The following is a 20,871-nucleotide window of genomic DNA, read 5'->3' as shown; positions in this document are numbered from 1 at the left end:
ACGGGCGGCGTGGCCGTGCTCATAGCAGCGCAACCGCGACGAGGGCGAACGTCACCGCGGTGAGGCCGAACAGCAGGAGGCACGCCGTGCGATAGAGGGCGAGGGCCCGCTCCACGTCGGCCGGGCCCGCCTCGGCGCGGCCATCGCCCATCCAGGCATCCTCGACTGAGGTCGCGCCGTAGACGCGCGGACCGGCGAGCCGCAGGCCGAGGGCTCCGGCCATGGCGGCCTCGGGCCACCCGGCGTTGGGCGAGCGGTGGCGTCGGGCGTCGCGCCGGAGGGCCCGCCATGCCGCGCCCGGCGAGGCGCCGCCCTGAAACAGCGCCGCCACGACGATGAGTCCGCCGGCGAGGCGCGAGGCCGGCAGGTTGACGAAGTCGTCGAGGCGGGCGGCGGCCCAGCCGTAGGCTTCGTGGCGCGGGGTGCGATGGCCGATCATGCTGTCGGCGGTGTTGATCGCCTTGTAGAGCGCGCCGCCCGGCAGGCCGCCGACGCCGATCCAGAATGCCGGCGCCACGATCCCGTCGGAGAAGTTCTCGGCGAGACTCTCGATGGCGGCCCGGCAGATGCCGGCCTCGTTGAGGGTTTCGGGATTGCGTCCGACGATCATCGACACGGCGACGCGCCCGCCCGTCAAGCCGTCGTCACGAAGATCCGCCGCCACGCGGGCGACGTGGTCGTGCAGGCTACGTTGGGCCGGCAGGCTGGCGCAGAGGAAAGCGAGGATGGCGGTGCCGCCCCACTGGCCGAGCAGGGATGCGCCCACCGTCAGTCCGAAGGCGACGGCGGCGACCACGGTGAGAAGGATGAGGGTGGCCAGCACGCCCATGGCGCGGCGACGGGCGGGGCCGCCGCGGTTCAGCCCCCCGTCGAGCCGGCCGATGAGGGCGCCGATCCAGGTGACAGGGTGGCCGAGCGCCCTGTAGAGCCGGTCGGGATAGCCGGCGGCCGCCTCGACGGTCAGGGCGAGCAGCAGGATGGCGAGCGTATCGGGCGGATGGGTGAAGGCGGTCCAGGGCATGTGGGTTCGGTCAGCGAGCCAGTCCCCATCGCGCATGGCGGCGATCTCGACGCGGCGCGCACCCTGTTCCCGGATGCGCCGACACCGTGGATCGACCTCTCGACGGGGATCAATCCGGTGCCCTACCCGTGTCCGCCCCTCGAGGCCAGCGTGTTCCACCGCCTGCCGTCGTCGGCCGACCTCGCGGCCCTGAACGCGGCGGCGGCCCGGGCCTACGGTGTCGCCGATCCGCGCGGGATCGCGGCCGCCCCCGGCACGCAGATCCTCATCGAGACCCTGCCGCGCCTGTGGCCCCGCGCCCGTGTCGCCGTGGTGGGGCCGACCTATGCCGAGCACGCGGCCGCGTGGGGGAGGGCCGGCCATTCCGTCGTGGCCGTGTCGACGCTCGACGCGGAGGCCGACGTCGTGGTGGTGGTCAATCCGAACAACCCCGACGGGCGGACCTGGGACGGCGCCACGCTCCGCACGCACGCGGATCGGCTGGCGGCACGTGGCGGCCTCCTGGTGGTGGACGAAGCCTTCGCGGATCTCGAAACCGTCGACTCCCTCGGGCCGCATCTCCGGCCGGGTCTCGTGGTCCTGCGCTCCTTCGGCAAGACCTATGGGCTCGCTGGCATTCGACTCGGCTTCGCCCTGGCGGAGCCTACCCTTGCGGGCCGCCTTGCGGAGGCGCTCGGCCCCTGGGCGGTGTCGGGACCGGCGCTGGCCATCGGCCGGGCGGCGCTCGCCGATGCCGAGTGGCGCCGCGCCGCGTCGGTCGCGCGCGGTGCCGATGCGGGACGCCTCGACCGGATGATCGCCCGCGCCGGTGGGCGGGTGGTCGGCGGAACCCGCCTGTTCCGCACGGCGGACTTCCCGAACGGGCCGGAACTGTTCGCGCGACTCGGCGCCGCCGGGATCTACGTCCGGCGCTTCGCCGCGGCCCCCGCGCGCCTGCGCTTCGGCCTGCCGGCGGACAGGACCGAATGGTGCCGGCTCTCCCGGGTCCTCAGGTAACCTTCGGCGTCCCGGGCTCGAGGATCGCGACGAGGAGGCCTGCGCCCGAGAGGGCGAGGCCCACGGCGCAGACGCCGGGCCAGCCGGCCATGAGGAAGGCTTGGCTGCCGGCGAAGGCCCCGAGCGCCCCGAACACGAACATCACCGTGAAAAGAACCGTGTTCACCCGTCCGCGCGCGCCCGGGACGAGGGCGTAGACCCGGGTCTGGTTGGCGATGAGTGCGCCGTTGAGGCCGATGTCGATGAGGAGAACGCCGAGCCCCACGGCCACGAGGGAGATGTTGCCGCCGGCCCACAGGACCACGAAGGCCGCCACCACGAACAGGCTGCCGGCCACCACCACGGGCCGGGCGCCGCGCCGGTCGGTGTAGCGGCCCGAGACCGGCGCGATGAACGCGCCGACGACCCCGATGACGCCGAACAGCCCGGCGCCGGCCGCCGTGAGATCGAAGGGCGGCGCTTCGACCAGGAGGGCGAGGGTCGTCCAGAACGCGTTGAAGCTCGCAAACAGCAATCCCTGGCACAGGCTGGAGCGGCGCAGGGCCGGCTGGGTGCGAACCAGATGGAGGATCGACACCATCAGGGCGCGGTAGCGCAGGGGCCTGGTCTGGGCCGTGCGCGGCAGGGTCGCGGCGGCGATCCCGGCGATGATCAGCGCCACGGCGCTGGCGGCGTAGAACACCGCGCGCCAGCCGTATTGCGCGCCTACGAAGCCACTCACCGTCCGCGCCAGGAGGATGCCGCTGAGGAGCCCGGTCATCACTTGGCCGACCATGCGGCCTCGGGTGGCGTCGGGGGCGAGTTCGGCGGCGAATGGCACCGCCTGCTGCGCGGCCGAGGCGAGGAACCCGATGGCGAGGCTCGCTCCTGCGAGCGCTCCGAGGTTGGGACTCATGGCCGCCGCCAGGAGGGCCACGGCGAGGCCGAGCATCTGCGCCAGGATCAGGCCGCGCCGCGGCAGGCTGTCGCCGATGGGCACGAGGCACAGGATGCCGAGACCGTAGCCGACGAGGGAAGCGGTCGGCACCAGGACTGCCGCCCGGTCACCGAATTCGCTCACCAGCAGGGCGAGAAGGGGCTGGTTGTAGTAGATGTTCGCCACGGCGCCCCCGGCGATGAGGGTGAGGCCGAGGCGTGCCCGAAGGGTGAAGTCGTGGTCCGTCGCCGGTGCTGTTCCGCTCATGCCGCGCCCCGTGTCGCCGCCGGGCACCAAGCGCACGTCTCTGGCATGGCCGAAAGCGTCATGGCCGAAAACCTTCCGATCGGGGTGAGGAGGGGTGAGTAAGGCCCAGCGGGCCGTGTCGGCAAGGCCGGTGGAGCGGGCCGGCCGGACGCGTCGTCGCAGGACCGTTACCTTCGGATGAGCCCGTTCTCATGTTTTCGAGGTAGGGACTGCACGATTTGACGGCCAAGGCCACCCGAAGACGGCGTACAAGCCGGGCGAGGCTCTTGGAATACGCGGATTCTTGCGGTCTGATCGTGAACGGGATCGGGTGATGCCACGCTTCGTTCCACCGGAGCGCGGTGCCGGGTCCGATGACGGAGCCTCGCATGCCGAATTACCGTATCGAGTTCGCCAAGGAGATTCTCGGGGTACCGTTCCCCGTCGGCTCCGTGGCCATTGTCCGAGCCCGCGATCCCATGCGGGCCCTGCGCGCTGCCGAATTGCGCTTCGCGCGCCAGCACGGGGTCGAGGATTGGCGGGAGCGGGCCGACCGGGCCGAGATCATTGCCGGCGGGGATGCGAGCTGAGGGATACGGCGTTCCTTTCTCGTATCCGAGTCCACGCAGGCGTTCGGCGGTTCCGCGGAAAGAACCTTCGTCCATCCCTCGCCGAAGCTTGGGGGCCGTGACTGCGAACCCGCTTCGGTCCCTGGTCCTTCGAGCGGGGCCGTCATAGAAGGTTCGTCGAACCCTGCGCGGATGCGTGGGGTGGATACGCCCGGTCCGGGCGCCAGCACGGGGACGGGCAGCTTCCATGGCGGCGATCTCTTTCTTCGGCGATCTGCTGCAGACCATCAGCGACCGCGGCCGCGACCTCATCGGGTTCGGACGCGGCGACCTCGCCGCCCGTGCCGATCCGGGGGAACTCGTCAAGCTCTGCGAGGATCTCATTTCCCGCCGCGGCGAAGCCTCGGGCGTCGCCCTCGCCCGCCTTATCCTCGACCGCTACGCCAGCCTCGCCCGGCCCGAACGGGCGAGCTTTCTCCGCCTCGTCGCCACCGAGTTCGCCGCCGACCACGAGGCCGTCGACGAGGCCATCGCGGCCTACCGTGCCGACCCGACCCGGGCGGCGCTCGGCGTTCTGCACGACGCAGCCGAGCCGCGCAGCCAGGAACTGATCCGCCGCCTCAACCTCGCCCGGGACGGCACCCTCGCGCTGGTCCGCATGCGGGAGGACCTGCTCGGGCTACGCCGCGCCCTGCGGGACGAGGAGGCCGACCCCGATCTCATCGACGCGGCCGACAGCCTCGACAGCGATTTCGAGCATCTGTTCGCCTCGTGGTTCAACCGCGGCTTCCTCGTGCTGCGCCACATCGACTGGACGACGCCCGCCCACATCCTCGAGAAGATCATCCGCTACGAGGCGGTCCATGCCATCGCCGACTGGGACGACCTGCGCCGTCGCATCGAACCCCGTGACCGGCGCTGCTTCGCGTTCTTCCACCCGGCCCTCGTCGACGAGCCGCTGATCTTCGTGGAGGTGGCGCTCACCGCCGCCATCGCCCCGGCCATCGCCCCGATCCTGGCCCACGAGCGCGAGATCCTGGCGCCGCGCGCGGCCACCACGGCGATCTTCTACTCGATCTCGAACTGCCAGAAGGGGCTCGCCGGCGTCACCTTCGGCAACTTTCTCATCAAGCAGGTGGTGGAGGATCTCGCCCGGGAGATTCCGAGCCTGAAGACCTTCGTCACCCTGTCGCCGGTACCGGGCTTCGCGACGTGGCTCGACCGCGAGCGCCGGGCCGACGCGCCGCAGGGGCTGACCCGCGAGGATGTCGAGGCCCTGCGGATCATCGACGAGCCGGACTGGCAGGCCGACAAGACGAAGTGCGAGGCCGTCCGCAAGGCGATGATCCCGGCGGCCGCCGCCTACTTCCTCCGCGCCAAGAACGAGCGCGGCAAGCCCCTCGACCCCGTCGCCCGGTTCCACCTCGGCAACGGGGCCCGGCTGGAACGCCTGAACTTCCTCGGCGACGTCTCGGCCAAGGGGCTGGCCCAGTCCCGTGGGCTGATGGTGAATTACCTTTACGACCTCGCGGCCATCGAGAAGAACCACGAGACCTACGCCAACCTCGGGACCGTCGCCGCTTCCAGCGCGGTGAGCCGCGAGTTGCGCAACAATCTGCCGCCCACCCGCGCCGTGGCCCTCGCCGACGCGTGAGAGTTCGACCGAAAGCCACCTGAAGCCCGCATGCCCAATCACCTCTTCGATCTCGTCCGCGCCAACCTGCCTGCCGATCCGACCACGAAAGCCTTCGTCGAGACGGGAGACGGCACGCACTTCACCTACGCCGACCTGCTGGCGCGTTCGGCCGCTTACGCGGAGGCCCTCGTCGGGCTTGGGGTGAAGCCCGGCGACCGGGTCGCGGTCCAGGCCGAGAAGAGCCCGGAATTCCTGTTCCTGTACCTTGGGACCGTGCGGGCCGGGGCGGTGTTCCTGCCGCTGAACACCGCCTACACCGCCCACGAGGTCGCCTACTTCCTCGGGGATGCGGAACCCTCGGTGTTCGTGTGCGATCCGGGCAAGCACGGGGCCTTGGAGTCCAACGCGCGCGATGCCGGCGTGGCGCAGGTGCGGACCCTCGATGCATCCGGGCGCGGGAGCATGGTCGCGGCGGCGGATGCGGCGGCGGATGACTTCACCGACGTGGCGCGCGGGGCCGACGATCTCGCCGCCATCCTCTACACCTCCGGCACCACCGGGCGTTCCAAAGGCGCCATGCTCACCCACGAGAACCTCGCCTCGAACGCCCGGACCCTGGCGGCGTTCTGGCGCTTCACGGCCGACGACGTGCTGCTGCACGCCCTTCCGGTGTTTCACACCCACGGCTTGTTCGTCGCCACCAACACCGTTCTGGCCACGGGCGGCACGCTCCTGTTCCTGGCGAAGTTCGATGCGGCACAGGTTCTCGGGCTGATGCCGCGTGCGACGGCGATGATGGGCGTGCCGACCTTCTACACCCGCCTTCTCAGGGAGCCGGGACTCGATCCCGCCGCCACGAAGACGATCCGGCTGTTCGTCTCCGGCTCGGCGCCCCTCCTCGCCGACACGCACCGCGACTGGCAGGCCCGCACGGGCCACGCCATCCTCGAGCGCTACGGCATGACCGAGACCAACATGAACACCTCGAACCCGTATGACGGGGCCCGTGTCGCCGGCACCGTCGGATCGGCGCTGCCGGGCGTCGTCGTCCGGGTGGTGGACCCCGAGACGGGGGCCGCACTCGGCACCGACGCCGTTGGCATGATTGAGGTGAAGGGCCCCAACGTGTTCCAGGGCTACTGGCGCATGCCGGAGAAGACCGCGGCCGAGTTCAAGGCCGACGGGTTCTTCATCACCGGCGACCTCGGCAAGATCGACGCTGACGGCTACGTGCACATCGTCGGGCGCGGAAAGGACCTCATCATCACCGGTGGCTACAACGTCTATCCGAAGGAGGTCGAGAACGAGATCGATGCCCTGCCGGGTGTGGTCGAATCGGCGGTGATCGGCTTGGCCCACGCCGATTTCGGTGAAGGCGTCGCGGCCGTGGTCGTCGCCCGGGAGGGCGCTCCCGACGAGGCCACGATCCTGCGCACCCTCGAGGCGCGGCTCGCCCGCTACAAGTGCCCCAAGCGGGTGCTGTTCGTGGAGAATCTGCCGCGCAACGCCATGGGCAAGGTCCAGAAGAACGTCCTTCGGGAAACCCATGCGGATCTTTTTCGCACCTGACGCAGGCGCCTGCGGCGCGCCTGGAAGATCCACGCCTGCGGCATCTTTGGAACGTCCGCATCCGCGTTGACGTTTGTCCGCGCGTAAGCTCAAGCTTGGCTTCCTGAACCAACCGGTCCACGCTGCGATGTCTTCCTCCCCCGAACCGGCGACCGCTTCGAGCGGCGCGGCTTCCGTGCTGTGGACCCTGGCCATGGGGGCGGCCCTCGTCGCCCTCGCGGCCGGCACGAGCGGGCGGCCACGACGGGATGGACCCGCCGCCGCGCCCGAGCCCGACCGGTGCCGGGAGGAGGGGGCGCGCTCCCACAGCGGGCGCTCCGCCGAATGGGTCGCGGCCACGCAGGTCGAGCGCGGTCGCGCCGCCCGGACCCCGATGGAGATCACCTCCAAGGGCTGGAAGGACATCCTGTTCCGGGTCTACCTTGAGTTCAACAAGGATCGGGTGCTGTCCGTCGCCGCCGGGGTGACGTTCTACACCCTCCTGTCCCTGTTCCCGGCCATCGCCGCCCTGGTCACCTGCTACGGCCTCGTCGCCGATGTCGGCTCCATCAACGAGCATCTGGCGAGCCTGCAGGGTGTGCTGCCGTCGGGGGCTATCGAGATCATCGGCGATCAGGTCAAGCGCATCGCCGCCAAGGGCGGAGGGTCCCTGGGGCTGACCTTCTTCACGAGTCTTCTCATCTCCCTCTGGAGCGCCAACGCCGCCATGAAGGCGATGTTCGATGCCCTCAATGTGGTCTACGAGGAGGAGGAGAAGCGCTCGTTCGTGATGCTGAACCTGCGTTCGCTCACCTTCACCATCGGCGCCCTGCTGTTCACGATCTTCGCGCTGTCGAGCATCGTCGTGCTGCCCCTCGTGTTCACCTTCGTGGGCTTCAGCGACACCGCCTGGCTTCTGGCGCAGCTGCGCTGGCCGGCCATGCTGGTGGTGGTGCTCGGCGGCCTGTCGCTGCTCTATCGCTACGGGCCGAGCCGGGAGCGGCCGCGCTGGCGCTGGGTCGGCGTCGGCGGCGCCGTCGCCGGCGTGCTGTGGCTCATCGCCTCGATCTTGTTCTCCTGGTACGTCTCGAGCTTCGGCAACTACAACGAGACCTACGGATCCCTCGGGGCGGCCATCGGCTTCATGACGTGGATCTGGATCTCGACGACCATCGTGCTGCTCGGCGGCGAGATCAACGCCGAGATGGAGCACCAGACCGCGCACGACACCACCACGGGCGCTCCCTTGCCCATGGGCGCACGCCGGGCCCGGATGGCCGACACCCTCGGCGCCGTGGCCTGACGCCCGGCCTCCTCGGGGCGGGGTCGGGACCCTATCTAGGGGACACACCGTTTCCTCTCGATGGATCAGATCATGACCGCACCGACCGCCGACACCCGCACCGACGCCGAATGGCGCGAGATTCTTTCCCCCGAGCAGTACCGTGTCCTGCGTGGGCACGGCACCGAGCGCGCCGGAACGAGCTGCCTCAACGCGGAGAAACGTCCGGGCGTGTTTCATTGTGCCGGGTGCGATGCCCCGCTGTTCGAGAACGGCACCAAGTTCGAATCCGGCACCGGCTGGCCGAGCTTCTTCGAGCCGTTCCCCGACGCGGTCGAGACCCAGGTCGATCGCAGCCATTGGATGACCCGGACGGAGGCCCATTGCGCCCGCTGCAAGGGCCATCTCGGCCACGTCTTCGACGATGGACCCGCCCCCACCGGCCTGCGCTACTGCATGAACGGGGTTTCGCTCCGCTTCGAACCCGAGGCGTGAGACGGATCGGCTCCGAAGGTCGTATGACCCGCTGAGCTGGGGACGGCGCGGTGGATCGCGGGGGTGGTCCGGCGCGCGATCTTGATTTCTGCGGTGTTTTGCTTAGTCCCGAGAGTCAATTTTTAAATGAATACCGCAGCTTCGGTCTGGGAAGGGGATGCCCGATGCATTCCTTTCCGGATCGAGACGCCCTCGATTGTCAGTCCGGCGGATCTTCGACCGTGGGACGAACAGACCCCCGGAGAGTCCGCAATGAGCATCGTCCGCCGGTTCCTCGTCGCCCCGTCCCTCGTTCGCCTGATCCGCAAGGAGCGTGGTGGCGCACGGGTCACCGAGGGCTACTTCGCGCCCCAGGCCGGCCGGGTCTCGTACGTTCGGGTCGATGGCCAGCAATGCCATCTCGTCCTCGTCAACACGGATCAGAACGGCGCTTCGAGCGAGGAGCGCACGGACGTGCCGCGCGCCCATGGCGACGCCCTCCTCGACGTTTGCAGCGGCAAGGCGCAGTACGACCGCACGGTGATCGCGCTCGGTGCCGGCCGTGAGGCGCGGGTCGACCGTTACGTCGCCCCGGGCAATCTCGACCTCGTGAGCGTGACCTTCGACGAGATCGGAGACGCAAACGGCTTCTCCGTGCCGGTCTGGTTCGGCCCCGAGGTGTCCGGCGACGCGGCGTACGAGCGCCATGCCGTCGCCCTCCAGGGCGTACCTCAGCCGGGCGAGATCGCCCTGAGCAACGCCGCCCTGGAAGCGGTGCTCGACCTCGTCGAACCCCGGTTCGGCTTCGGCCGCTACGGCGGCGCGTCGGGTGCCGCCGCGAAGCCGGCGGACGAGGACGGGATGATGAAGGCCTTGCGCCGGGTCGCCGGGGGCGGAACCGCAGCCCAGCCCAGCCCGCAGGCCGCGGCCCCTGCGCCGGTCGCGGCGCCCGAGCCTGCTCACCCGGAGGCTGGCCAGAACGACGCCCGCATCGACGAGGTCATCGAGAGCCTGTCGCAGGCACTCGGCAATCCGCAGCCCCTGCCGCCGGAGGGCGAGCCCGCCCAGCCGGCGCGTGCCGAAGAGGCTGCGGGCGAATTCGAACGCTGGACTGTCCGCCCGCGCCGCAACCAGACCTGATCGGCGTCCCCGATCGGCCTGATGAAGGTGGCACGTTTGAGAATGTCACTTTCATCCCTGCCTGTGCGATTGAGTGGTGCACGCAACTTCGCTAGCGTCGTGGGCAAGAAACACGAAAGCGTGCGCGGTTCAGTGCACGGGCGAGGGAACCATGGCCCAGGCGATGACACACGGCACGGCGGCCGAGCCCCCCCGGGTGGCCGAGCCCTGGTACAAGGTTCTCTACATCCAGGTGCTGATCGCCATCGCGCTCGGCATCCTGCTCGGCTACCTCCATCCGGAATGGGGCAAGTCGGTCAAATGGTTGGGCGACGCCTTCATCGCTCTGATCAAGATGATGATCGCGCCGATCATCTTCTGTACCATCGTGCACGGTATCGCATCCATCGGTGACCTGAAGAAGGTCGGCCGCGTCGGCCTGAAGGCCCTCGTCTATTTCGAGGTGGTGTCCACCATCGCGCTTCTCATCGGCATCCTCGTCGGCGAGGTGGTGAAGCCCGGCGCCGGCTTCAACGCCGACGTGACGAAGCTCGATGGCAAGGCCGTCGAGAAATACGCCAAGTTGGCCGCCGACGACTCCGTGACGGGCCACATCATGGCGCTGATCCCGAAGAGCTTCTTCGATGCGTTCGCCACCGGCGACCTGCTTCAGGTACTGCTGATCTCGATCCTCACCGGCGTCGTCGTCACCGGCATGGGCAAGCGCGGCGAGGCCATCACCCACGCGATCGACACGATGGGGCAGATCTTCTTCCGCATCATCGGCCTCGTGGTGAAGCTCGCGCCCATCGGCGCCTTCGGCGCCATGGCCTTCACCATCGGTCAGTACGGCATCGGCAAGGTCGTCGATCTCGCCTGGCTCGTCGGCACCTTCTACGTCACCGCCTTCCTGTTCGTGGTGATCGTGCTCGGCGGCATCGCCCGGGTCGCCGGCTTCTCGATCTTCAAGTTCCTCGCCTACATCAAGGACGAACTCCTGATCGTGCTCGGCACCTCCTCCTCCGAGACGGTGCTGCCGCACATGATGACGAAGATGCGCCGGCTCGGTGCCTCGGACTCCGTTGTCGGACTCGTGATCCCGACGGGGTACTCGTTCAACCTCGACGGCACCAACATCTACATGACCCTGGCGAGCCTGTTCCTCGCCCAGGCCGTGGGAGCGGACCTGTCGTTCGGCCAGTATGCGACCATCATTCTCGTGGCGATGCTGACCTCGAAGGGGGCCTCCGGTGTGACGGGCGCCGGCTTCATCACCCTGGCGGCCACGCTCTCGGCCATTCCCAACAACCCGGTGCCGGTGGCCGCCATGACCCTGATCCTCGGTGTCGACAAGTTCATGTCCGAGTGCCGGGCCATCACCAATCTCATCGGCAACGGCGTCGCAACCGTCGTGGTCAGCCGCTGGGAGGGCGAACTCGACCGGGAGAAGCTGCGTCAGGTGATGGACAACCCCATCGCCATCGGTACGGACATCTCGGATCACGCACCCAACATGGACCCGATCACCACGCCGTCCGCGGCGTCGGCGCCCATCCCCGTCCCCGCACGCTGATCGGAACGTCTTGCGCCTCGGAATCGACCTCGGCGGCACCAAGATCGCCGGGGTCGTCCTCGACGCGGCGGGCATGATGCGGGCCGAGGCCCGTGTCCCCACGCCACGCGAAGATTACTCAGGCACCCTCGCGGCCATCGCGGCCCTGGTCGAAGGCCTCGAATCCCGCACCGGCCCCGTCCGCAGTGTCGGGGTCGGAATGCCGGGGGCCATCGCGCCGGCCACCGGTCTGGTCAAGAACGCCAACTCGACATGGCTGAACGGCCGTCCCTTCGCCGACGACCTCGTTCACGCCCTCGGCCGCCCCGTGCGCGTCGAGAACGACGCCAATTGCCTCGCCGTGTCGGAGGCCGTCGACGGGGCGGGTGCCGGTGCCGCCGTGGTCTGGGCGATCATCCTCGGCACCGGCGTCGGCTCCGGCATCGCCCTCCAAGGACGAGCCCTCGCCGGGCGGTTGCGTATCGCCGGCGAGTGGGGCCACAATCCTCTCCCCGCACCCCGTGACGATGAGCGCCCGGGACCCGCCTGCTATTGCGGCCGCTCCAGTTGCATCGAAACGTGGTTGTCCGGACCCGCACTCGCCGCCGACCATGCCCGGCGCAGCGGGCGGCCCATCACCGCCGAAGCTGTCGTGGCGGCGATGCGCGCAGGCGATCCCGTCGCGCAGGAAACGTTCGCGCGCTACCGCGACCGCCTCGGCCGGGCTTTGGCGCAAGTCGTCAACATCCTCGATCCTGATATCATCGTGATCGGCGGCGGGCTGTCGCGTCTGCCCGAGTTGTTCGAGGGCCTGACGGAGCTCACTGCTCCGCACGTGTTCTCGGACCGCTTCGACACGCCCATTCGTCCGAGCCTGCATGGCGACGCCTCCGGAGTCAGAGGGGCGGCCTGGCTGTGGGACCCCGGTACCCAAGGCGCCTGACGCGCCGTGAGGAGACGAGACCCCTTGTCAGGGGCTCGAATTGCACATAAACATATCTTTATGTCTATCGCAGGCCCCATAGCGGACTCATCGGTGCCATTCACGCATGCCCTCGGCGTGCTGCGCGCGGCGGCCGAAGAGACGCGCCTGCGTATCCTCGCCCTGCTGGCGGACGGGGAATTGTCGGTCTCCGACCTCACCGACATCCTCGGTCAGTCGCAGCCGCGCATCTCCCGGCACCTCAAGCTTCTCGTGGAAGCCGGTCTCGTGGAGCGCCATCGCGAAGGAGCCTGGGCGTTCTTTCGCCTCGTCGATGGCCGCGCCGGCCTCGTCGACCCCCTCATCGCCGGGCTCGACTCCCGAAGTGCTCCGATCTCCGAGGATCGGGCGCGACGCGAAGCCGTGCGGGCGCAGCGCGCCGAGGCGGCCCAGACCTTCTTCGCGCGTCTCGCTCCGAAGTGGGATCACCTGCGCTCGCTCCATGTGCCGGAGGCCACCGTCGAGGCCGCCGTGCTCGATGCGCTGGGCAACCGGCCGATTCACAACCTCATCGATCTCGGCACCGGCACCGGCCGGATGCTCGGACTGCTCGCCGGCCGGGCCAGCCGGGCGACGGGCCTCGATTCCAACCATGCCATGCTGTCGGTGGCGCGCGCCAACCTCGAGCGGGCCGGCCTGTCGCGGGTCGATCTGCGGCAGGGCGACATCCATGCTCCGCCGTTCGGGCGCGGCAGCTTCGATCTGGTGCTGGTTCACCAGGTCTTGCATTACCTCGACGATCCGGCTCGCGCCCTGCGCGAAGCCGTGCGGCTCGTGGCGCCGGGGGGGCGTCTCCTCGTGGTGGATTTCGCGCCCCACGATCTCGAGTTCCTGCGTGAAACCCAGGCCCATCGCCGCCTCGGCTTCGCACCCGAGCAGGTGACGGGCTGGCTCAACGATGCGGGGCTGTCCACCGTCACCACCCGCGATCTCGCCCCTCCGCCGGCCCTGGCCCACCACCAGCTCACCGTGACGCTCTGGCTCGCCTCCGAAGCCGAAGAGGCCGGGCTTGAGCGGGCCGTCGCCTGACCGACGCACGTCACATCCTGTTCGCGATCCGTCTGAACCGACCGACATTGAGGACGACCCCGATGCCCACCGCCTCCCAACACCGCGCCAGCCGCGACGGCTACCGTCCGATCAGCGTCTCCATCGAGTTTTTCCCGCCGAAGACCGACGAGATGGAGAAGATCCTGTGGTCGTCCATCGAGCGCCTGGCGCCGCTACAGCCGAAATTCGTCTCGGTGACCTACGGCGCCGGCGGATCGACCCGTGAGCGCACCCACAACACCGTAGCCCGCATGGTCCGGGAGACGGGTCTCAGGCCCGCCGCCCACCTCACCTGCGTCGATGCCACCCGCGAGGAGATCGACGCCGTCGTGCAATCCTACTGGGATGCCGGCGTGCGCCACATCGTGGCCCTGCGCGGCGACCCTCAGGACGGCGTCGGTACGACCTATCGTCCGCATCCGGGCGGCTACGCCCAGACGGCGGACCTCGTCGCCGGGATCAAGCGCATCGGCGACTTCAAGGTCTCGGTCTCGGCCTACCCTGAAAAGCATCCCGAGGCCGCCAGCCTCGACGCCGACATCGACGCGCTGAAGGCCAAGGTCGACGCCGGCGCCGATCAGGCAATCACGCAGTTCTTCTTCGAGAACGACATCTACCTGCGCTACGTCGACAAGGTGCGGGCGGCGGGCATCGATATCCCGATCATCCCGGGCATCCTCCCCGTCCAGAACTTCAAGCAATCGGCCAACTTCGCCCGCCGCACCGGCGCCTCGGTGCCGTACTGGCTCGCCGCCCGCTTCGAGGGGCTCGACAACGATGCCGACACCCGCCGCCTCGTGGCGGCGGCGGTGGCGGCCGAACAGGTGCTCGATCTCGTCGATCGCGGCGTCAACGACTTCCACTTCTACTCGATGAACCGTTCCGACCTCGTTTACGCCATCTGCCATCTCCTCGGCCTGCGTTCGCAGGCCCCGAAGGTGGCGGCGGCGAAGGCGGCCTGAGCACACGCGTTCGACCTTCTCAGAATCTCATCCTGAGGCGCCCGCGTCGGCGGGCCTCGCAGGAGGACACCAGCACCAATGTGCGAACGGGAGCCCTCCTTCGAGGCCTCCGCTTCGCTCCGGCACCTCAGCACGAGGTGGTTTGATGGGACCCAGCGTCTCCAAGGATACACCATGACCGACCTGCGACCCGTCGATGGAAAAGAGATCGAAGCCGCGCTCCGTGCGCGCGCCGCGGAAAAGATCCTCGTCCTCGACGGGGCGATGGGCACCGTGATCCAGCGCCTCGGCTACGGCGAGGCGGACTTTCGCGGCAGCCGCTTTACGGATCACGGCCACGACCAGAAGGGCAACAACGACCTCCTGATCCTGACACAGCCCGATGCGATCCGGCAGATCCACCTCGACTACTTCCTCGCCGGCGCCGATATGTGCGAGACCAACACGTTCTCGGGGACCACCATCGCCCAAGCCGATTACGGCATGGAATCGATCATCCACGAGCTCAATTCGGAGGGCGCGCGCCTCGCCCGCGAGGCCGCCGCCCTGGCCGAAAAGCAGGACGGCCGCCGCCGCTTCGTGGCCGGCGCCATCGGCCCGACGAACCGCACCCTGTCGATCTCGCCGGACGTGAACAATCCCGGCTACCGCGCCGTGACCTTCGATGAGGTGCGTCAGGCTTACATCGAGCAGGTGCGCGGCCTGATGGACGGGGGCGCCGAACTCATCCTCATCGAGACCATCTTCGACACCCTCAACGCCAAAGCGGCGGTCGCCGCCGCCTGGGCGGTGTTCGAGGAGCGGGGCATGGTCCTGCCGATCATGATCTCGGGCACGATCACGGATCTCTCCGGCCGCACCCTCTCGGGCCAGACCCCGGAGGCGTTCTGGAATGCGCTCCGCCACTCCGCGCCCCTGACCATCGGCCTCAACTGCGCACTCGGCGCGAAGGAGATGCGCGGCCACATCTCCGAGCTGTCGCGCATCGCCGACACCCTGGTCTGCGCCTATCCGAATGCGGGCCTGCCCAACGAATTCGGTCTCTACGACGAGAGTCCCGAAGCCATGGGGAAACTGGTGGGCGAGTTCGCCAGCGCCGGCATCGTCAACATGGTCGGCGGCTGCTGCGGCACCACGCCGGACCACATTCGCGCCATCGCTGAAGCCGTCGCGGGGTGCAAGCCCCGTGCGATCCCGGAAGTGCCGCGCCTGATGCGCCTGTCGGGCCTGGAGCCGTTCACCCTGACGAAGGAGATCCCCTTCGTGAATGTCGGCGAGCGCACCAATGTCACGGGCTCGGCCAAGTTCAGGAAGCTGATCACCGCCGGCGACTACGCGGCGGCCCTCGACGTCGCCCGGGATCAGGTGGCGGCGGGCGCCAGCATCATCGACATCAACATGGACGAGGGCCTGCTCGATTCCGAGAAGGCCATGGTCGAGTTCCTCAACCTCGTCGCCGCCGAGCCCGACATCGCCCGCGTGCCGGTGATGATCGATTCCTCGAAGTTCCACGTCATCGAGGCCGGCCTGAAGTGCGTCCAGGGCAAGGCGATCGTGAACTCGATCTCCATGAAGGAGGGCGTCGAGAAGTTCATCGCCGACGCCAAGGTGTGCCGCTCCTACGGCGCCGCCGTGGTGGTGATGGCCTTCGACGAGCAGGGCCAGGCCGACAGTTACGAGCGCAAGGTCGAGATCTGCACCAAGGCCTACCGGGTTCTGACCGAGGAGATCGGCTTCCCGCCGGAAGACATCATCTTCGATCCGAACGTGTTCGCGGTGGCCACCGGCATCGAGGAGCATAACGGCTACGGCGTCGCCTTCATCGAGGCGACGAAGACCATCCGCGAGACCCTGCCCCATGCCCACATCTCGGGCGGCATCTCGAATCTCAGCTTCGCCTTCCGGGGCAACGAGCCCGTGCGCGAGGCCATGCACGCGGTGTTCCTGTATCACGCGATTCAGGTCGGCATGGACATGGGCATCGTGAATGCCGGCCAGCTCGCGATCTACGCCGAGCTTCCGGCCGAACTGCGCGAGCTGTGCGAGGACGTGGTCCTCAACCGCCGCGACGATTCCACCGACCGTCTGCTGGAGGCGGCGGAGCGCTTCAAGTCCGGCGGCGGCGTCCAGGCGAAGACCGCCGACCTGTCCTGGCGCGAGGCGCCGGTGCAGAAGCGCATCGAGCACGCCCTGGTCAACGGCATCACCGAGTACATCCTCGCCGATACCGAAGAGGCGCGCCTGGGCGTCGAGCGCCCGCTCCACGTCATCGAGGGCCCGCTGATGGCCGGCATGAACGTGGTCGGCGACCTGTTCGGTTCGGGCAAGATGTTCCTCCCGCAGGTGGTGAAATCCGCCCGCGTGATGAAGCAGGCCGTGGCCTACCTCGAGCCGTTCATGGAGGCGGAGAAGCTCGCCAATGGCGGTGACGGCAAGCGCCAGGCCGCCGGCAAGATCCTGATGGCGACGGTGAAGGGAGACGTCCACGACATCGGCAAGAACATCGTCGGCGTCGTGCTCGCCTGCAACAACTACGAGATCATCGACCTCGGCGTGATGGTGCCGGCGGCCAAGATCCTCGACGTGGCCAAGCGCGAGAACGTCGACATCGTCGGCCTGTCCGGCCTCATCACCCCGTCGCTCGACGAGATGGTGCACGTGGCCGCCGAGATGGAGCGCGAGGGGTTTTCGGTTCCCTTGCTCATCGGTGGGGCCACGACCAGCCGCGTCCATACCGCCGTGAAGATCCACCCTTCGTACAACCGGGGCCAGACCGTCTACGTGACGGATGCCAGCCGCGCCGTCGGCGTGGTGTCGAGCCTGCTGTCGAAGGAGACACGGGATTCGACCATCGAGAAGGTCCGGGCCGAGTACAGGAAGGTCGCCGACGCGCACGCCCGCTCGGAGCTCGACAAGCAGCGCCTACCGCTGGCGAAAGCCCGCGCCAACCCGTTCCGGATCGACTGGTCGGGCTACCAGCCGAAGAAGCCGAGCTTCACCGGCACGCGGGTCTACTCCTCCTACGAGGTCGCCGATCTCGTGCCCTACATCGACTGGACGCCGTTCCTGCAGACCTACGAGTTCAAGGGCCGCTACCCAGCGATCTTCGAGGATCCGAACCAGGGGCCGGCGGCGAAGGCCCTGTTCGACGATGCGCAGGAGATGCTCGCGCAGATCGTCGCCGAGCGCTGGTTCAACCCGAAGGCGATCATCGGCTTCTGGCCGGCCAACAGCATCGGCGACGACATCGCCCTCTACACCGGTGAGAGCCGCTCCGAGAAGCTCGCGACTTTCCACGGCCTGCGCCAGCAATTGTCGAAGCGCGACGGACGTGCCAACACCTGCCTGTCGGACTTCGTCGCTCCCGCCGACACCGGTATCGCCGATTACGTCGGCGGCTTCGTGGTCACGGCTGGCCTGGAGGAGGTTCGTATCGCCGAGCGCTTCGAGCGGGCCAACGACGATTACCGCTCGATCCTGGTGAAGGCGCTGGCCGACCGCATCGCCGAGGCCCTCGCCGAGCGCATGCACGAGCGTGTGCGAAAGGACTTCTGGGGCTACGGCGCCGATGAGACCTATGCGCCCGATGACCTCGTGCGTGAGGAGTATGCCGGCATCCGGCCCGCCCCCGGCTACCCGTCGCAACCCGACCACACCGAGAAGGTGACGCTGTTCGATCTGCTCAAGGCGGAGTCGCGCATCGGTGTGAAACTCACGGAATCCTACGCCATGTGGCCGGGCTCCTCTGTGTCGGGCCTCTACATCGCCCATCCGGAGGCGCATTACTTCGGCGTCGCCAAGGTCGAGCGCGATCAGGTCGAGGATTACGCGCTCCGCAAGGGCATGGATCTGGGGCAAGTCGAGCGCTGGCTCGGGCCGATCCTCAACTACGATCCGGCCCGCTATCTCGCAGCGGCGGCGGAATAGGGTACGAAGCTCCTCCTCGCTTGCGGGGAGGGGCGATGATGGTTCGGACGTCGAAACGCGCGGGAGTGTGTCCGGGCAAGGCTTGACCGTGGGGACGGCTGCGCTTCAATGCCCGCCGAGACTTTGGCGAGGCCAGACGGAAGGGCGCCCCGATCGTGTACCGGCTGACCAGCCCCGTGCTGTCGACCAAGATGCCCGCGGCGCTGGCGGTCATCACCCTCGGCCTGCTGGCCTCGGGCTGCACCGGCTTCTCCTACCTGTCGAAGACCTATGTCAGCCTGACCCCCCAGGTGGTCACCATCGGCTGCAAGGATCCCTACGAGGTCTACGACCAGCGACGCCTGCGCAAGATGCTCATCGTCTCCAATTCCCTGCGGGAGGTCACCGGCTGCGGGATCGACGACCGGCTCGAGGGCGGCGACCCAGCCCTGACCCGAACCAAGCGGTTTCGCGATGCGGCCCGCACCTATCTCGACGAAACCGTGCGGGAGGATTGCCGGATCACCGGCGAGACCGTGTTCACGGATCTCCAGACGGAGTTCGCCTACACCTGTGCCGGTCCGATCGAGCCACGCGGGACCAAAGTCCCGCGCCTGCCGGGTCGCAACCGCGTCGGGCTCTGAAGGCTCGGCCCCGAAGGATCAGGTTTCGGGCGGATGCTGGAACGTCCGCTCGATGGCGTCGCCCGATGCGGCCAGCAAGGCACGCGCGAGGATGCGGGCTTCGTCCCGGTCGAGGGCGAGGATCGCGGTGAATGGCTGACCGGCGACATCGGGCAGGCCGATCTCGAGCTGTACGCCATCCGCGCTCTCCGCGACCGACAGGCTCCAGTCCCGGTCGTGTGACCCTCGGCTCATCGTCTCGTCACCCTCGTGGCGGGTGCGTCCCGCCGTTCCTGCATGACCGATCCCCTGCGATCAGGCCAGTCTCGCCCGGCGATTGACGTCGCGCCACCCGGTGGTGTTTGTGCGCCCCGACCCGCCCGGTTCATCGCCGGGTCCACAAACCTTCGAGAAAGACACCCATGTCCGAGATCTGGTTCCGCACCGGCGAAGCCACCGTGCTCGCCGCCGAAGGGCAGTACACCGATGCCATGCCAGAGGTGCTCATCGGCTCCACCCGTGGACCCGCCGGCCACGCCTTCGCGGGTATGATGGGGCAGGTTCAGGGGCACACCCGGATGTTCGTGGTGCGCGACCTCAACCAGCTCGTGCGCCCGGCGACGATGATGACCACCAAGGCCACCATCCACACGGCCGAGTACGTCGAACTTCTCGGCGGCGTGGTTCAGGCCGCAACGGGCGATGCCATTATCGACTGCGTCATCGAAGGCGTGCTGCCGAAGGATGGCCTCGACGATCTCTGCATGATCATCATGATCTGGCTCGACCCGCGCTGCGCCAAGGATACGAATCTCGACCACAAGGACCTCTACCGTACGAACTACGAGGCGACGAAGCTCGCCATCGCGCGTGCCATGAAGGGCGAGCCGTCCATCGACGAACTCATCGCCAACCGGAAAACGGTGAAGCACTACGCGTTGGAGGACGTGATCGAGTATTGAGCGCGAACGCCGGCCGTACGCATCGAAATGGTGGGCACGGCCCCTCGGGGATCGACGGTTTCGGGCCTTTCGCGGGCGGGCCCGCGACGGACCCCGACCGACCCCTACACAGACAGCCCGCATGGAGAACCGGAACCGGATGCCCCTCAAAATCATCGCAGCCATCGCGTTCGCGATCGGCGCTGCCTCGGCGGTCCAAGCTCAGGGCCTCGCACGCGGCGCGCAGGATGGCGCAGAACGGGGCGGCAATATCGCCGGCCCCCTCGGAGCGGCCGTCGGCAGCGCCATCGGGGGCGCCGTCGGCACGGCCAACGAGATCCTGGGGATCGATCGGCGCGAGCGCTTCCGCATCTATACGCAGGGCGAACGACGCCCCTCCTTCGCCCACAAAGGGCCGATTCAGGTCGGAACGGTCCTGCCTCCGAACGGTGTCGTGTACTACGACGTCCCGCCCGAATTCGCCCTGAAGGGTTTGAACTACACCATCGTCAACGATCATCCGGTTCTGGTCGACCCGGCGACACGCCGGATCGTCGAGGTGATCGATTGAGCTTGGATTAGGAACCCTGTTCCATATCGGCATTTCCGAAGGCCGGCGTGCCGCTTCGGATCCGATCTTCTGGAAAACGGACATGGCCGGCCCGGGCGGACGTATCCAACCCGAGCCGGCCAAGCCGAATATCAGTGGCCGGTCCTTCGCGAAGGACCGACGGCGTTGTCAGCGGTCGCGACGCTCACGCACCGTGCCGCGCTCCTCGCGGCGCTCCATGCGCTCTTCGCGCCGATCCGGATCGACACCGAGGACGCCACCGACCGTGCCCGTCGCGGCTCCGACCGCACCGCCGACGATGCCACCGACCGGCCCGGCCGCGCGATTGCCGTCCTCCACGCCGCGTTCCGCGCCGCGTACGGTTCCCTGGGCCTGAGCCGAGGCCGACAGGGCCAGGGGTGCGAGAACGAGGGTGCTTGCGAGAATGAAAGCCTTCATGGCCGTCTCCTTGATCTGCTGCGCTGGAGGCCCCGCGGC

At 68.5% G+C, this 20,871-nt stretch carries 19 protein-coding genes; 15 read left to right on the top strand and 4 right to left on the bottom strand.

Annotated elements, in window-relative coordinates; genetic code table 11:
* Positions 1 to 19: 19 nt before the first annotated feature.
* Positions 20 to 1,021 (bottom strand): adenosylcobinamide-phosphate synthase CbiB, encoded by a 1,002-nt coding sequence (gene cbiB, locus ASG60_RS09200; protein WP_056385147.1) that lies wholly within the window; start codon positions 1,019 to 1,021, stop codon positions 20 to 22.
* On the opposite strand from cbiB, the gene cobD reads away from it, so the two are divergent.
* Positions 1,022 to 2,017, top strand: a complete 996-nt coding sequence (cobD, locus tag ASG60_RS09195; RefSeq protein ID WP_244476617.1) for a threonine-phosphate decarboxylase CobD — start codon at positions 1,022 to 1,024, stop codon at positions 2,015 to 2,017.
* Here the strand turns inward: cobD and ASG60_RS09190 are convergent.
* Positions 2,010 to 3,200 carry an MFS transporter gene (locus tag ASG60_RS09190; RefSeq protein ID WP_056385302.1) on the bottom strand — a complete coding sequence of 397 codons (1,191 nt, stop codon included), beginning with the start codon at positions 3,198 to 3,200 and terminating at the stop codon, positions 2,010 to 2,012. The two genes, cobD and ASG60_RS09190, sit on opposite strands and share 8 nt — an antisense overlap.
* 368 nt (positions 3,201 to 3,568) lie before the next feature.
* Here ASG60_RS09190 and ASG60_RS09185 point away from each other — a divergent pair, with 368 nt between their 5' ends.
* The 12 genes from ASG60_RS09185 (at position 3,569) to ASG60_RS09130 (ending at position 18,903) form a co-directional block, all read left to right on the top strand.
* Complete coding sequence (locus tag ASG60_RS09185) at positions 3,569 to 3,769, top strand: hypothetical protein (protein ID WP_056170262.1); 201 nt, start codon at positions 3,569 to 3,571, stop codon at positions 3,767 to 3,769.
* A 226-nt stretch (positions 3,770 to 3,995) separates the two neighbouring features.
* Positions 3,996 to 5,402, top strand: coding sequence for a malonyl-CoA decarboxylase (locus ASG60_RS09180; RefSeq protein ID WP_056304505.1), 1,407 nt, complete (start codon positions 3,996 to 3,998; stop codon positions 5,400 to 5,402).
* A gap of 30 nt (positions 5,403 to 5,432) precedes the next feature.
* Complete coding sequence (locus tag ASG60_RS09175; protein ID WP_056385145.1) at positions 5,433 to 6,953, top strand: malonyl-CoA synthase; 1,521 nt, start codon at positions 5,433 to 5,435, stop codon at positions 6,951 to 6,953.
* Positions 6,954 to 7,080: 127 nt separating this feature from the next.
* Entirely contained in the window at positions 7,081 to 8,235 is a 1,155-nt protein-coding gene (locus tag ASG60_RS09170) for a YihY/virulence factor BrkB family protein (protein ID WP_056260922.1), read from the top strand.
* Between the two features lie 72 nt (positions 8,236 to 8,307).
* Positions 8,308 to 8,709, top strand: coding sequence for a peptide-methionine (R)-S-oxide reductase MsrB (gene msrB, locus ASG60_RS09165; protein ID WP_244476616.1), 402 nt, complete (start codon positions 8,308 to 8,310; stop codon positions 8,707 to 8,709).
* Positions 8,710 to 8,961: 252 nt separating this feature from the next.
* Positions 8,962 to 9,828, top strand: coding sequence for a hypothetical protein (locus ASG60_RS09160; RefSeq protein ID WP_056170249.1), 867 nt, complete (start codon positions 8,962 to 8,964; stop codon positions 9,826 to 9,828).
* A 151-nt stretch (positions 9,829 to 9,979) separates the two neighbouring features.
* The gene (locus ASG60_RS09155; protein WP_056359537.1) at positions 9,980 to 11,380 is read left to right on the top strand and encodes a dicarboxylate/amino acid:cation symporter; all 1,401 of its coding nucleotides are present in this window, start codon (positions 9,980 to 9,982) and stop codon (positions 11,378 to 11,380) included.
* A gap of 10 nt (positions 11,381 to 11,390) precedes the next feature.
* Positions 11,391 to 12,302 carry an ROK family protein gene (locus ASG60_RS09150; protein ID WP_056385141.1) on the top strand — a complete coding sequence of 304 codons (912 nt, stop codon included), beginning with the start codon at positions 11,391 to 11,393 and terminating at the stop codon, positions 12,300 to 12,302.
* Positions 12,303 to 12,362: 60 nt separating this feature from the next.
* Entirely contained in the window at positions 12,363 to 13,370 is a 1,008-nt protein-coding gene (locus tag ASG60_RS09145) for a metalloregulator ArsR/SmtB family transcription factor (RefSeq protein ID WP_056170241.1), read from the top strand.
* A 62-nt stretch (positions 13,371 to 13,432) separates the two neighbouring features.
* The gene (metF, locus tag ASG60_RS09140) at positions 13,433 to 14,353 is read left to right on the top strand and encodes a methylenetetrahydrofolate reductase [NAD(P)H] (RefSeq protein ID WP_056260709.1); all 921 of its coding nucleotides are present in this window, start codon (positions 13,433 to 13,435) and stop codon (positions 14,351 to 14,353) included.
* A 174-nt stretch (positions 14,354 to 14,527) separates the two neighbouring features.
* Positions 14,528 to 18,280: a methionine synthase gene (gene metH, locus ASG60_RS09135; RefSeq protein WP_056385139.1), complete on the top strand. Its 3,753-nt coding sequence runs from the start codon at positions 14,528 to 14,530 to the stop codon at positions 18,278 to 18,280.
* A gap of 191 nt (positions 18,281 to 18,471) precedes the next feature.
* Positions 18,472 to 18,903, top strand: coding sequence for a hypothetical protein (locus ASG60_RS09130; RefSeq protein ID WP_056170711.1), 432 nt, complete (start codon positions 18,472 to 18,474; stop codon positions 18,901 to 18,903).
* Between the two features lie 18 nt (positions 18,904 to 18,921).
* Here ASG60_RS09130 and ASG60_RS09125 read toward each other — a convergent pair whose 3' ends face one another.
* Positions 18,922 to 19,137, bottom strand: a complete 216-nt coding sequence (locus ASG60_RS09125) for a hypothetical protein (protein ID WP_056385137.1) — start codon at positions 19,135 to 19,137, stop codon at positions 18,922 to 18,924.
* Between the two features lie 167 nt (positions 19,138 to 19,304).
* Between ASG60_RS09125 and fae the strand changes: the two genes are divergently transcribed.
* Together fae and ASG60_RS09115 are read left to right on the top strand one after the other, a co-directional pair.
* Positions 19,305 to 19,844, top strand: coding sequence for a formaldehyde-activating enzyme (gene fae, locus ASG60_RS09120; protein WP_056385135.1), 540 nt, complete (start codon positions 19,305 to 19,307; stop codon positions 19,842 to 19,844).
* A 139-nt stretch (positions 19,845 to 19,983) separates the two neighbouring features.
* Positions 19,984 to 20,394, top strand: a complete 411-nt coding sequence (locus ASG60_RS09115) for a DUF1236 domain-containing protein (protein WP_056170708.1) — start codon at positions 19,984 to 19,986, stop codon at positions 20,392 to 20,394.
* Between the two features lie 168 nt (positions 20,395 to 20,562).
* On the opposite strand, the gene ASG60_RS09110 is transcribed toward ASG60_RS09115, so the two are convergent.
* Positions 20,563 to 20,832, bottom strand: coding sequence for a hypothetical protein (locus tag ASG60_RS09110; RefSeq protein WP_056170224.1), 270 nt, complete (start codon positions 20,830 to 20,832; stop codon positions 20,563 to 20,565).
* Positions 20,833 to 20,871: the final 39 nt, after the last annotated feature.

This window comes from Methylobacterium sp. Leaf469 (genome assembly GCF_001424745.1).
Classification (GTDB): domain Bacteria; phylum Pseudomonadota; class Alphaproteobacteria; order Rhizobiales; family Beijerinckiaceae; genus Methylobacterium.
Note: the sequence above shows the minus strand (reverse complement) of the source record. Positions and strands in the feature narration are given on the sequence as shown.